The 13,088-nt window shown below is 58.1% G+C and carries 10 protein-coding genes; 8 read left to right on the top strand and 2 right to left on the bottom strand.

The features are described 5' to 3' along the window. The first annotated feature begins 71 nt into the window (after positions 1-71). The 4 genes from DHN60_RS12490 (at position 72) to purL (ending at position 6,273) form a co-directional block, all read left to right on the top strand. The gene (locus tag DHN60_RS12490; protein ID WP_108837652.1) at positions 72-977 is read left to right on the top strand and encodes a LysR family transcriptional regulator; all 906 of its coding nucleotides are present in this window, start codon (positions 72-74) and stop codon (positions 975-977) included. Between the two features lie 257 nt (positions 978-1,234). Then, positions 1,235-3,523 carry a mechanosensitive ion channel family protein gene (locus DHN60_RS12485; protein WP_108837808.1) on the top strand — a complete coding sequence of 763 codons (2,289 nt, stop codon included), beginning with the start codon at positions 1,235-1,237 and terminating at the stop codon, positions 3,521-3,523. A gap of 109 nt (positions 3,524-3,632) precedes the next feature. Further along, positions 3,633-4,031, top strand: coding sequence for a hypothetical protein (locus tag DHN60_RS12480; RefSeq protein ID WP_108837651.1), 399 nt, complete (start codon positions 3,633-3,635; stop codon positions 4,029-4,031). 82 nt (positions 4,032-4,113) lie between these two features. Further along, positions 4,114-6,273, top strand: coding sequence for a phosphoribosylformylglycinamidine synthase subunit PurL (gene purL / locus DHN60_RS12475; RefSeq protein WP_108837650.1), 2,160 nt, complete (start codon positions 4,114-4,116; stop codon positions 6,271-6,273). A gap of 218 nt (positions 6,274-6,491) precedes the next feature. Here the strand turns inward: purL and DHN60_RS12470 are convergent, their stop codons facing one another. Together DHN60_RS12470 and DHN60_RS12465 are read right to left on the bottom strand one after the other, a co-directional pair. Next, on the bottom strand, positions 6,492-7,745 hold the full coding sequence (locus DHN60_RS12470; RefSeq protein ID WP_108837649.1) for a VWA domain-containing protein: 1,254 nt from the start codon (positions 7,743-7,745) through the stop codon (positions 6,492-6,494). 57 nt (positions 7,746-7,802) lie between these two features. After that, complete coding sequence (locus tag DHN60_RS12465; RefSeq protein ID WP_108837807.1) at positions 7,803-8,711, bottom strand: MoxR family ATPase; 909 nt, start codon at positions 8,709-8,711, stop codon at positions 7,803-7,805. A 251-nt stretch (positions 8,712-8,962) separates the two neighbouring features. Here DHN60_RS12465 and DHN60_RS12460 point away from each other — a divergent pair, with 251 nt between their 5' ends. The 4 genes from DHN60_RS12460 (at position 8,963) to DHN60_RS12445 (ending at position 12,910) form a co-directional block, all read left to right on the top strand. Further along, positions 8,963-10,009, top strand: coding sequence for a glycosyltransferase family 2 protein (locus DHN60_RS12460; RefSeq protein WP_108837648.1), 1,047 nt, complete (start codon positions 8,963-8,965; stop codon positions 10,007-10,009). Positions 10,010-10,118: 109 nt separating this feature from the next. Then, entirely contained in the window at positions 10,119-11,093 is a 975-nt protein-coding gene (locus DHN60_RS12455; protein WP_108837647.1) for a phosphoadenosine phosphosulfate reductase, read from the top strand. Positions 11,094-11,127: 34 nt separating this feature from the next. Beyond that, positions 11,128-12,159, top strand: a complete 1,032-nt coding sequence (pyrC, locus tag DHN60_RS12450) for a dihydroorotase (protein WP_108837646.1) — start codon at positions 11,128-11,130, stop codon at positions 12,157-12,159. A gap of 76 nt (positions 12,160-12,235) precedes the next feature. Further along, entirely contained in the window at positions 12,236-12,910 is a 675-nt protein-coding gene (locus tag DHN60_RS12445) for an orotate phosphoribosyltransferase (RefSeq protein ID WP_108837645.1), read from the top strand. The last annotated feature ends 178 nt before the right edge of the window (positions 12,911-13,088 follow it).

Genomic DNA, 13,088 nt, shown 5'->3' with positions numbered 1-13,088 from the left:
CCACTCGCGTCAGGTGTGTGAAATGGGGTCAAGTCACGGTATGTGGGGTTAGGGTTACGGATTGTACGCTAATGGACTGGGACAAGTTACGCATTTTTCACGCGGTCGCTGACGCGGGCAGTCTGACGCACGCTGGCGACAAGCTGAACCTCAGCCAGTCTGCGGTGTCCCGTCAGGTGCGCGGCCTTGAGGAATCGCTAAACGCGACCCTTTTTCACCGTCACGCCCGAGGCTTGATCCTGACAGAACAGGGTGAGTTGCTGTTCGATGCGACCACAGCAATGAACAAGCGCCTCGACACGGCCAGTGCACGCATCCGCGACAGCGAAGAAGAAGTGTTTGGCGATTTGCGCGTCACCTCGACAATCGGCTTTGGCACCTTGTGGCTGGCCCCACGACTGGTCAAGCTTTATGCAAAATACCCTGATCTGCGCGTTGACCTGATGCTGGAAGAGCGGGTGCTGGACCTGCCCATGCGCGAGGCCGATGTGGCCATCCGAATGAAGGAACCCAGTCAAGCCGACCTGATCCGCAAGCGGCTGATGACGGTCAAGATGCAATTGTTCGCCACACAGGCTTACCTGGACGAAAACGGTGTTCCAGACAATCTCGACGCCTTGGTCGAACACCGACTGATCTGCCAAAGCGTGAACGCCACGCAAGTTGGCGCCAGCTCGACTCTGGTGAAACAAATGCTCACCTATGACGTGCGCAGCCTGCTGACGGTAAACAACTACTTCGGCGTGCTTCAGGCTGTGTTGCAAGACCTCGGGATAGGCGTTCTGCCTGACTACGTCAGCGCCGAAGACACGCGGCTGGTCAAAGTGTTGCCTGACGTTGAGTCCGCAGACGTGCCCGTGTTTTTAGCCTATCCTGAAGAACTGCGCCAATCCAAGAGGATAGCGGCGTTCAGAGACTTCGTTCAGGAAGAAATCACAGCCTACCGCAAGGCGCTGAGAGCACGTGAAAACGCCTAAGGTATGCACTCAATGCATAGCGGCCATTCCTAAGAACATTTGCAAAGCGCCTTGAACAGCAGCATTTCGGCACTTAATTCATCATCATGAAGACGATGCGCTCCCGCGCCATCTTCATACCTCCCTGTTGGACTTGGCCGAGCTTCGTGCTCGGCCTTTTTTTTACCGCCACTGAAACAGGCCGCCCCTCAAATTGCTTGCAACTGCGCCCGTGCAAGACGCATTGTGATGCAAGGGCAATGTCAAACGGGGATGGTATGCGTTTAAATAAAGTGGCGATTCAGACGGTCGCGGTCATACTGTCTGTCTTGATCGGAACAAGCGCTTTTGCACAATCGCTCATGCCTTCGACGGGTGGTGGTTCCTCAGAGCCGACGGTTGCCGAACTCCCTGATCCACTGACCCCCGAAGCTGCCAACGCATTGATCTCTCGCCTGAGTGACAGCGAAGTGCGCGCCCTGCTGTTGGATCAACTCAATACGCAGACTGTCGATGAAGTAGCCAGCGCTGCTGGTCTGAGCGAGTTCATATATCATGCCACAAGCGGCGCCGGTGACAACGTGCTCGAGGCGGTCAGACGGCTTCCGGTCGCGTTCATCAAACAAGGCGAAGCATTTGCCAATTTTGTAAACTTTTTTGGTGGGACTGGGCTGCTTTACCTTTTTGTGGCCTTGGGCGCTGTCATTGCGGTCGCGGTTGTTGCGGAATTGCTGTTTCGTCAGGTCGCACGTCCCTGGTTGAAGCTGCCTGCGCAAATGAACGCGGATGCCTCAATTCGTGAAACCGTCTCACTCTTGTTCAAACGGCTTATGGGCCAGGTTGGTGCGGTGCTCGTCTTTTTTGTTGTTGCGGGCATCATGACACACAATGTCATCCCCGAACTTTACCGACCATTCATTGCATTGGCGGTTCCCATGTTGATCGTGCTGCCGCGGATGGCAGGCGCCATCTCGCGGTTCGTCATGGCCCCGGACAACCCCGCCTATCGCTTCGTCCACACGGACGATCGGACCGCCAAGACCATCGCGTTCCACATGTTCTGGCTCACCTTCCTGATCGGGTTCACATTCTTTATTCTTGCCTTCAACACAGCCAATGGTGTCCCGGCTGGGGAAACCCGGATTGGGTTCTGGCTGAACCTGAGTGTTCATGTTTATCTCGCCCTTATCATCTGGAGAAACCGCGAAGGTTTGATCATGATGATGCGCGGCTCAGAACCTGATGTGAGCCCAGTCGAAGAACGCATCGCACTGGCATTCCCGATCTTTGGACTCGCCGTCACATTCGGGACGTGGTGGGTTGTCAACATCGTGTCGAGCTACGGCAATTTCGCATTGTTGCTGACCCTGCCGCACTACAAGACCATGATCCTGTTGTTGTTTACGCCTGCGATGGACACGTTGATCCGTGGAATGGTGCATCATTTGTCCCCGCCCATGACTGGAGAAGGCCCCATTGCGGCGCGGGCATATTATGCGGCGAAACGCTCCTATATCCGTATCGGCCGGGTCATCGTGTTTGGACTTGTTCTGATGATCATTGGCCGGTTCTGGGGCATGACGCCCGGCGGATTGGCCTCGGCCGGTGTGGGCGAGCGGCTGGCCGCCAACATGATCGAATTCCTGATGATCATCTCGGTCGGCTACATCGTCTACGAACTGGTCTCCCTCTACATCAACCGCAAGCTCGCACAGGAACAAACATCTGCTGGTTTTGATCCGGAGACTGAAGACACAGGTGACGGCGGCGGCGCTGGTGGATCGCGGCTTTCAACTGTCCTGCCCCTGATCCTTGGCGTATCGCAGGCGGCAATTGTAATTCTCTTTGTTCTGCTCGCCCTGAGCAACGTGGGCGTGGACACAACCCCGCTTCTGGCCGGTGCTGGTATCGTCGGCCTTGCTATCGGTTTCGGCGCCCAAAAGCTGGTTTCCGATGTTGTGTCCGGTATCTTCTTTCTGATCGACGATGCGTTCCGCACAGGCGAGTATGTCGATGTAAACGGCACCATGGGAACTGTCGAAAAAATCTCGATCCGCTCCATGCAACTGCGCCACCATAAAGGCCCGGTTCACACCCTGCCCTATGGTGAAATCCCCAAGATCACGAACTTTTCACGCGATTGGGTGATCATGAAACTGATCTTTACCGTGCCCTTTGGCACCGACCCGGAAAAGGTGCGCAAGCTGTTCAAGAAGATCGGGCAGGACCTGCTGCAACATGAAATTTACGGCGATGATTTCCTCCAGCCTTTCAAGTCGCAGGGTGTGTTCCAGTTCGACGATGTGGGCATCGTGATCCGGGGCAAGTTCATGGCCAAACCCGGCACACAGTTCACCATCCGCAAGGAAATCTACAACCGGGTGAATGCCGCGTTTGCAGAGAACGGCATTGAGTTTGCACGTCGTGAAGTGCGGGTTGCTTTGCCCCATTCGGAAGGCGAAGGAAAGTTGACGGACACCGAAAAGCGGGCCATTGCAGGTGCGGCAGCACAAGCCGCACAAGAGCAAGAGGCGGCGGCACCCGCAGGCGACAAACCCGGCGACTAACCAGTCCTCTTTTGTTCACGCAAACCGCACAAGCGCGCGAGCCCGGGTTTCCGTCGTGAATAAAAGCCCGACCTCACGTGTAGTCCATGTATCAAAAAGGAGACAAATCATGTCACAGTTGTTCAAAGCACTACACACGATCGCACTTGCCTTCATCTTGACCGCCGGCATTGCACAGGCAGAACTGTCGGACTCTGACAAAGACCAGATTGCAGGAAAAATCGGTTTGCGCGTCTTCACATCGGATGGCGCCTTTATTGGCGTGACCAATGGGCTGTATTTCATTCGAGACGACCGCGTTCGACTATTCGTGTTGAACAAGGCCGGGTCGAGTTTTCGCCCCCTTAGCGACGACCTGAATGTAACCACCTTCACAGACAAGGTGACGTTTAACGGATCCGACTTGATTTTGGATGAATCCAAACAGCTGTTCCGCAATGCAATTCCGCCTAGATTTTTCGCCGATGATGACGGCCCAAGGGACGTAGTTCTTCTAAGCCGACGCTGAGCTTTACGCCCCCTTCCCCCCGACTGTTCTGCCTTGTAAGAGGAGCCGCAACGCAAGAAGTGCAGTCAGGGGACAAGAGCGCATGACCGATCCAGCCATCACACAAGACCTGATCGCGGCCCATGGCCTCAGCGCGGATGAATACGACAGCATTCTCGAGATTATCGGTCGGACCCCCACCTTCACCGAACTCGGCATCTTTTCGGCGATGTGGAACGAACACTGTTCTTACAAATCATCCAAGAAATGGCTGCGCACCCTCCCCACTGAAGGCCCACAGGTGATCTGCGGCCCCGGCGAGAACGCTGGCGTGGTCGATATCGGAGATGGGCAAGCCGTGGTCTTCAAAATGGAGTCTCACAACCACCCGTCCTACATTGAACCCTATCAGGGTGCAGCCACAGGCGTGGGCGGCATCCTGCGCGACGTGTTCACCATGGGCGCCCGCCCAATCGCTGCGATGAATGCGCTATCCTTCGGGGAACCAGACCACCCTAAAACCCGCCAGCTTGTGCACGGTGTCGTGGCAGGCGTTGGCGGGTACGGCAACGCGTTTGGCGTGCCTTGCGTCGGCGGTGAAGTCCGCTTTGACCCGGCCTACAACGGCAACTGCCTTGTAAACGCCTTTGCCGCTGGCCTCGCGGATGCGGACAAGATCTTCTACTCCGCCGCCTCGGGCGTGGGCATGCCGGTGGTCTATCTCGGCGCTAAAACGGGGCGCGACGGCGTCGGCGGTGCCACGATGGCATCCGCAGAATTTGACGATACGATCGAAGAAAAGCGCCCCACCGTACAGGTCGGCGACCCCTTTACCGAAAAGCGGCTGATGGAAGCCACGCTGGAACTCATGGCCACCGGGGCTGTGATCTCCATTCAGGACATGGGCGCGGCGGGCCTTACCTGCTCCGCCGTGGAAATGGGTGACAAAGGCGGTCTGGGCGTGCGTCTCGACCTTGAAAAAGTACCTGTGCGCGAAACGGCAATGACCGCCTACGAGATGATGCTGTCGGAATCTCAGGAACGCATGCTGATGGTCCTGCGCCCCGAACTTGAGGCCGAGGCCAAGGCCGTGTTCGACAAGTGGGATCTCGATTTTGCAATCGTGGGTGAAACTATTGCCGAAGACCGTTTCCTGATCCAGCTCAACGGCGAGACAAAGGCCGATCTGCCTCTGTCCAAACTTGCCTCGACAGCTCCCGAATATGACCGCCCCTGGGTGCCCACACCAGCGCCTGAGCCGCTGGCAGACGTCGTAAATGTCGATCCCATCGATGGGCTGAAGGCACTGCTGGCAAGCCCCAACTACGCGTCCAAAGCGTGGGTGTTTGAACAATACGACACCATGGTGATGGCCGACAGCGCCCGCACCCCCGGCCTGGGCGCCGGGATCGTCCGGGTACACGGAACGGACAAGGCACTGGCCTTCACCTCGGATGTTACACCCCGCTACGTGCAGGCGAATCCGGAAATGGGCGGCAAACAGGCCGTGGCAGAAGCCTACCGCAACCTGACAGCGACAGGGGCCACGCCGTTGGCAACAACAGACAACCTCAACTTTGGCAATCCTGAAAAGCCTGAAATCATGGGCCAGCTTGTCGGTGCGATCAAAGGGATCGGTGTGGCCGTTGACGCGTTGGACATGCCCATCGTGTCAGGCAACGTCTCGCTTTATAACGAAACGGACGGCACCGCGATCCTGCCAACGCCCACCATCGGGGCTGTTGGGCTGATTGCGACCCCCGATGACATCATCGGGTGCGATGTGCGTGAGGGTCACTTGGCCGTATTGATCGGCGAGGGAACAGGACATCTTGGGCAATCCGCCCTTCTGCTCGAAGTCTTCAACCGCGCCGAAGGGGACGCCCCATCCGTCGATCTGGCCGTAGAAAAACGCAACGGCGATTTCATCCGCGACAACCGGGCACTGATCAACGCCTGCACCGATCTCAGCGATGGCGGGCTCGCGCTTGCCGCCTTCGAAATGGCCCATGGGTCAGGCGTCGGCATGGTGTTGGACAGCAGCGATACCAGCACGCTCTTTGGCGAGGATCAGGGGCGCTATCTGGTGGCCTGTAGCTTTGACAAGGCCGAAGCCTTGATGATTGCAGCAGGTCAAGCGGGTGTGCCGATCCAGACGGTTGGCAAATTCAGCGGGGATACAGTGTGGATGGGCAACTCCAGCGCGCCTCTCGCGGACCTTTCCGAGACGTACCAGACGACCTTCGCGGCCACCTTCGCCTGACCTTTGGGTCGGAGCCGCCCTTGCTTGAGCTGCTTCGGACAGGGAGGGCTGGTTTTGCCAAGTGAAATCGCCGAGGGGCCCCTTTAGGGGATACGGCTATTTGACTTGGGAAGGGCAGACATCTCTGTCAGATGCGAGATCAATCAAGGGCGGTTCCGATCCTTTGGGAAGGAGAGTTCCGAAGCGCCAAATCAAAAATGTAATGCGCCGCAAGGCGCTCAATTTGATAACATCCTGATCAGGCGATCGCGCTCGCCCACATCATCCCGGCGTGAAATGACGGCCGCCAACTCCTCCAGCGATGCAATCGAGTGCCCGGCGCGAAAGCTGTCCACATGGGGTAGCATCGCCGCAATCCCACGGGCCTTGGGGGCAAATTCATCCCAACGTAGCAGCGGGTTGATCCAGATCAGACGGCGCGCAGACAAGTGCAGGCGCTGCATCTGACGGGCCAGGTCGTCCGCCTCTCCGCGATCAAGACCATCGGTGATCAACAACACCACCGCCCCCTGCCCCAGCACGCGGCGCGACCAGTCGCGGTTAAAGGCCTCAAGGCAACTGCCAATGCGAGTCCCACCTTCCCAATCCTGCGCCTCTGCCCCGGCGGCGCGCAGGGCGGCATCCACATCGCGCGTGCCCAGATGGCGGGTGATATTGGTCAATCGCGTCCCAAAGGTGAAGGCATGAACGCGGGCCCAGCCTGCGCCTTTGGCATTGGCCACACTGTGCAAGAAATGGAGAACCACGCGGGAATACTGGCTCATAGAGCCAGATATGTCGCACAGCACCACAAGGTTGGGATAGCGCAGTTTGGGCTGAACCCACTTCAAGTCCCGCATCTCGCCACCAAAACGCATGGCGGCACGCAACGACCGCGCCCGATCAATGCGCCCGCTATGTGCAAGAGCCGCACGTCGTGACGGGATAGGATCGACGGGCAGCGTCATGCGCGCCAACATGGCTTTGGCCCGCGCCATTTCATCCGTACTCATCTGCTCAAAATCAAGGCTCTTGAGTTGCTCATCGGCAGAGGTGGTCAGCGACGCATCGATTTCGATCTCGGTGCCCTGCTCGTCCTCGTCAGGCTCAGTTTCCGAGACTGTCGCCCCGTCCAACAGCGCTTCCGCCGCACGCTTCTCTGCCGCTTGGGCTGCGCGATCTTCCTGCACACCGCGCACCGCTGGCAGCATTGCCGCCATCATATGCTCCAAATAACGCGGATCACGCCAGTAAAGACGGAAGATTTGCCCAAACACGGCACGGTGTTCGGGGCGCGACACGAAACAGGCGTGCAGCGTCCAGTAAAAGTCACGCTTTTCAGTGAAGCCCGCTGCCTGAACAGCTTCGATCGCATCGATCAGGCGCCCTGGACCGATGGGCACACCGGCACGGCGCAATGCCCGCGCAAAATGGGCGATGTTACCGGCCAGTTTCGGATGCTCTGGCAGATCAAGAGGCACGTATTCAGGCATATGCTGGACCAGCGGGCAGCCCCCAGACACCCGTAGTATTTACGGCCATAAGAAACGTCATGCCGGTTCGAGAGACGCCTTGGCCTCGTCCAAAATGCGCTTAGCCTCAGACCCCTGCAGTTTCTGTATGTCGTCTTGATACTTCAGGACAGCGCCAAGTGTGTCCGCAATCACCTCTGGGCTGAGCGTCAAAACATCCAGCGCAAGCAGGCATTTGGCCCAGTCGATGGTCTCGGCCACACCCGGCTTCTTGAACAGATCCTCTGTGCGCAATCGCTGCACAAAGGCGACGACTTCACGGCTCAAACTGGCCGCGGCTTCCGGTGCGCGCGCCGTCAATATGTCCATCTCACGCTGGAAGTCGGGATAATCGACCCAGTGATAAAGACAACGGCGTTTGAGGGCGTCGTGCACTTCGCGGGTGCGATTAGAGGTCAAAATCACGATGGGAGGTTCAGGGGCCTTGATCGTCCCCAACTCAGGAATCGTGACCTGAAAATCACTGAGCGCTTCGAGCAGAAAGGCCTCGAACGGTTCGTCGGTGCGATCCAACTCGTCAATCAACAGCACGGGCGCGCCGGCTTCATCTGGCTGCATCGCCTCCAGCAATGGGCGTTTGATCAGGTAATCGTCTGAAAACAGCTCCGTTTGTAGCGCCTGACGATCCGACCCGCCCGCTGCTTCGGCTGTGCGGATGGCCACCATTTGCGCCGGGAAATTCCACTCATACACCGCGGAAGACGCATCAAGCCCCTCATAGCACTGCAGACGGATCAAGCGCCGTCCCAGCCCCGCACTCAGGGCCTTGGCGATTTCGGTTTTACCTACGCCAGCTTCCCCTTCCAGAAACAGCGGTCGGCCCAGTTTAAGGCTTAGGAACACTACAGTGCCCAAGGCACGGTCACAGACATATCCTTGGGCGTCCAGCATGGCCTGTACGGCGTCGATCGATTGGGGGATGGGCATGGAAAGTCCTTCTATCTCCCACCCAACCTGCATCACGACGCCCGGAGGTCAAGCCCTCGCGGCGCGCGCGCGTTGACGGATTTTTGCCAAACTGGCATGGTTTCGCAGTACATGTGTAGAACATGTGGATCTGAGAAAACGAGGTATGGGCGATTGCGCACCCAAACCCACAAGAGGCGGCATAACATGTTTCCAATTTCTGCCGTGTGCGGGGTGACAACGCAGCGGCGTAAAACCCCAAGGGCCAACCTGTGAGCCATGTTGTCATTACCACAATGCGCAACGAAGGCGCGTTTTTGCTGGAATGGCTGGCCCATCACAGGGCCGTCGGCGTGGATCATTTCGTCGTGTTTTCAAATGATTGCGACGATGGCACCGATGATATGCTGGATAAGTTGGCAGAACTTGGCTGGCTCACCCATGTGCGTAACGACGGTCCATATGACTCTGCTGGCATCCAGTTCACTGCGCTAAACCTTGCGGCCAAATTGGACGTTGTGCGCGCCGCAGATTGGATTTTGGCGATAGACGTGGATGAATTCGTGAACATCCATACCGGCGATGGCACGTTTGCAGCGCTGCATGACGCCCTGCCCGAAGCCTCTGCAATTACCCTCACCTGGCGGCTTTTTGGGAACAACGGGCAAGTGCGATACAGCGACCAGCCGGTGACCGAAACCTTTGACAAGGCGGCGCCTGACATCCTGCACTGGCCGTGGCGGGCCTCTATGTTCAAAACGCTCTATGCCAATGACGGGACCTACAAAAAACCCGGGGTGCACCGCCCGCGCGCGCCAGATGCGGGCCGTGTCGACGCCGCGCGCTGGTTTGACGGGCACGGCCGCGCACTGGACGCGCAATTCAAGACCAAGCGCATCTTCTCGAACTTCGCCCAAAGCAATTATGGACTTGTACAGCTTAACCACTACCCGCTTGGCGCAATAGAAAGCTATGTCGTCAAGGTGGACCGGGGCCGCGTGAATCGGACAGACGCGACACTGGGCGCCGATTACTGGATCGAACGGAACTTCAACACAGACATAGACACCTCAATCCGACGCTATGACCGGGCACGGGATGAGATACTGAAAATTTTGCGCGCCGATCAGGCGATTGCCACCCTGCACGACGACGCCGTGGCATGGCGCAAAGCGCGGTTTGAAACGCTGATGGAGCAAGAACCCAATCGCGCCTTGTTCGGACGCCTGCTCCTGACACCACCCGCACAGCCCCTCTCGGTTCAAGAGGCTCAATTCGTGTTGCGCTATGCGCGTAAAGCCTCTTCAGGGACGTCCTGAGCCGGATATACGGCAAAAAAGTCGCTCAAAGTCTTCTTACTTTCGCCGTATTACTTATCTAGCTAAAGGCAAACCCGGGCTTAGAACGCCGGGAGTATGAGGTATTGCGATGCAGGACGCAGACACCAAATTCGATCCCGACCTTGCCGAATTGCCGCAAGGCAAATGGCGCGCTGAATTGCAGGCCGTTTCTGAGGATCACGGGTTTTTCGAATCCCTTGGAAAGAAACACTTTGCTGCACATGTGCGGCGCGGCGACACGTTGATCGTTAGCTTTGAATCCGTGCAAGGCATGCAGGCGCTCACCTCTGGGGCCGAGCCACTGGGCTGGACCTTTGTGCGCCAAGAGAACTGGTCAAGCCTGTGCATCGCAGCGGATGGCGATACGTGGTTTCGCGACCCTGATGTGATCGGGCTGTTTGATCGGCTTGTGGATGACGGCTTCTTTGACGATTTTGAAACCGTGCTTTTTTACGGCGCAGGCCCCTGTGGGTACGCCGCGGCCGCCTTTTCCGTCGCAGCACCCGGCGCACGCGTCGTAACGATCCAGCCTCAGGCCACGCTGGATGCACGCCTGACGGAATGGGACACACGGTTTATCGAAATGCGCCGCACTGATTTCGCAACTCGGTATGGATATGCTCCGGATATGCTGGACGCCTGCGCGCAGGCCTTTGTGGTCTATGATCCGCTCGAGCAGTTGGATGCAATGCACGCAACCCTATTTGCAACCGCAGGTGCCGTGCCGCTTCGTATGCCGCGTATGGGCAACGCATTGCAGGGCGATCTGGTACGGATGCGCATTTTGACGCCGTTGCTGATTCAAGCGGCCTCAGGCGCGTTGGACCAATCTTCTTTTGCCAAGCTTTACCGCGCACGGCGAACATTCCTGCCATACCTGCGGCGACTGATGGTTGCACTCGATGGGGCCAAACGCACGGAGCTAACGTATCTGCTGGCGTACAACGTCGCCAAGCGCATCAATGCGCCGCGATTTGTCCGCCGCCGTGCCGAAATCGAGGCGCAGCGCGAAGCGGCGCAGCAAACCGACGAAAAGAACGACACAGACGCGCAGGAGGGCTAGCGCTTGCGCGCGCGCCCGTGCTAACGCGCTTGCCATGACGTCCCTTACGATTGCCCGCCCCGACGATTGGCACCTGCATCTGCGCGATGGCGCAATGATGCGTGCCGTTCTGCCTCACACCGCCCAGCATTTTGCACGTGCGATCATCATGCCCAATCTGGTGCCGCCTGTGGTCACTGGCGCCCAAGCTATGGCCTACCGCGACCGGATCATGGCCGCTTTGCCAGAGGGGATGTCATTTGAGCCCCTGATGACGCTCTATTTGACTGAGGACACTGACCCCGATGACGTCGCCGCCGCCCATGCAAGCGGCCTTGTCAAAGCGGTGAAGCTGTACCCCGCTGGCGCGACCACGAATTCGGCGTCTGGCGTGGCGGATTTTGGGAAAATCCGTGCCACGCTCGACCGAATGGCGCAAATTGGCCTTCCGCTGTGCGTTCATGGCGAAGTAACGGATGCCAACATTGACATCTTTGACCGCGAGGCCGTGTTTATCGACCGCGTACTGGACCCACTGCGACGGGCCACGCCGGGGCTGAAGGTGGTGATGGAACACATCACAACGTCAAACGCGGTGGACTACGCCCGCGCACAGGACGACAGCCTAGGGGCCACGATCACCACGCACCATCTGGTGATCAACCGCAACCATATCCTCGCTGGCGGTATCAAACCGCACTACTATTGCTTGCCCGTGGCAAAGCGGGAATCACACCGCCTTGCCTTGCGCGCCGCCGCAACAGGCGGTGAGACACGGTTTTTCCTCGGCACCGACAGCGCACCGCACACGGATGCCAACAAGTTGCTGCCGTGCGGTTGTGCGGGCTGTTTCACCGCGCCCAACACGATGGCGATCCTTGCACACGTGTTCGAAGAGGACAGCGCGATGGATAAGCTAGAAGGGTTCGCGTCACGCAACGGACCTGCCTTTTACGGCCTGCCAGTGAATGCCGATACGCTCACTCTGACCAGGACTCCATCCCCGAAACATGGCCACGTCGACACCGAAGACGGTCCCGTCACTGTCTTTGACCCTGGTTTCGAATTGAATTGGTCCGTCCAGTAACGTCTCTGTTTCAAGAAAATCCCCGCCGGAGGCTCCTGCTCGCGCCACCGGCCCAACGGCTCGAAAGACAAGCGATATGATCCCTACCAGCTATCCAAGCCCCGAAGAAATGGCACGCCTCACCGCCCGTATGCTGCTCGAGATCAAGGCCGTGCACTTCAACGCAGCCGAACCATTCACGCTCGCCTCCGGCCTGCCCTCGCCCACGTATATCGATTGCCGCAAGCTGATCAGCCACCCGCGTATTCGCGCGACGCTGATGGATTTCCTGACGGTCACAGTGATGCGCAACGCTGGGTTTGAGGCATTTGACAACATCGCGGGTGGGGAAACCGCAGGCATTCCGTTTGCAGCCCTTGTGGCCGAACGGATGGCTCTGCCCATGACCTACGTGCGCAAAAAACCCAAAGGATACGGGCGCAATGCCCGGATCGAAGGGGACATGAGCGAGGGTCAGCGCGTCTTGCTGGTTGAGGATCTGACCACCGATGGCGGGTCAAAACTCAGCTTTGTGGATGCGATCCGGGACACCGGAGCGACGTGCGGGCACACGGCCGTCATCTTTTACTATGGCATCTTCCCTGAGACAGAGAAAACGCTCGGCGATCATGGCGTCGCGCTGCACCACCTGTGCACGTGGTGGGATGTTCTGGCCGAAGCAAAGGCCCAAGGCAGCTTTGACGCTGACACGCTCGCAGGTGTCGAGGAGTTCCTGAAAGACCCGCGCGCCTGGCAAGCCGCACGTACGTAAACGAAGGGGATCACAATCCCTGCAGTTTCTGTCAGGGCTGCGTGACACCCTGTGGACAGGCTGTGAGCGCTTACAAGGAATCTGTGGATAACCTCCCTGTGTGCGCTTTGTGAATAAGACGATTCGACGACAGTGACCTTGCGCGATGTGGTGACACCACCAATAAACTATACTATAT

It is taken from the genome of Tateyamaria sp. Alg231-49 (assembly GCF_900143535.1).
GTDB lineage: Bacteria > Pseudomonadota > Alphaproteobacteria > Rhodobacterales > Rhodobacteraceae > Tateyamaria.
This window is presented reverse-complemented; position numbering and strand designations above follow the sequence as displayed.

Excerpts from the sequence above, each read along its gene's own strand:
- DHN60_RS12490 (WP_108837652.1), top strand. The coding sequence starts at position 72 with ATGGACTGGGACAAGTTACGCATTTTTCACGCGGTCGCTGACGCGGGC.
- DHN60_RS12485 (WP_108837808.1), top strand. The coding sequence starts at position 1,235 with ATGCGTTTAAATAAAGTGGCGATTCAGACGGTCGCGGTCATACTGTCT.
- DHN60_RS12480 (WP_108837651.1), top strand. The coding sequence starts at position 3,633 with ATGTCACAGTTGTTCAAAGCACTACACACGATCGCACTTGCCTTCATC.
- purL (WP_108837650.1), top strand. The coding sequence starts at position 4,114 with ATGACCGATCCAGCCATCACACAAGACCTGATCGCGGCCCATGGCCTC.
- DHN60_RS12470 (WP_108837649.1), bottom strand. The coding sequence starts at position 7,745 with ATGCCTGAATACGTGCCTCTTGATCTGCCAGAGCATCCGAAACTGGCC.
- DHN60_RS12465 (WP_108837807.1), bottom strand. The coding sequence starts at position 8,711 with ATGCCCATCCCCCAATCGATCGACGCCGTACAGGCCATGCTGGACGCC.
- DHN60_RS12455 (WP_108837647.1), top strand. The coding sequence starts at position 10,119 with ATGCAGGACGCAGACACCAAATTCGATCCCGACCTTGCCGAATTGCCG.
- pyrC (WP_108837646.1), top strand. The coding sequence starts at position 11,128 with ATGACGTCCCTTACGATTGCCCGCCCCGACGATTGGCACCTGCATCTG.
- DHN60_RS12445 (WP_108837645.1), top strand. The coding sequence starts at position 12,236 with ATGATCCCTACCAGCTATCCAAGCCCCGAAGAAATGGCACGCCTCACC.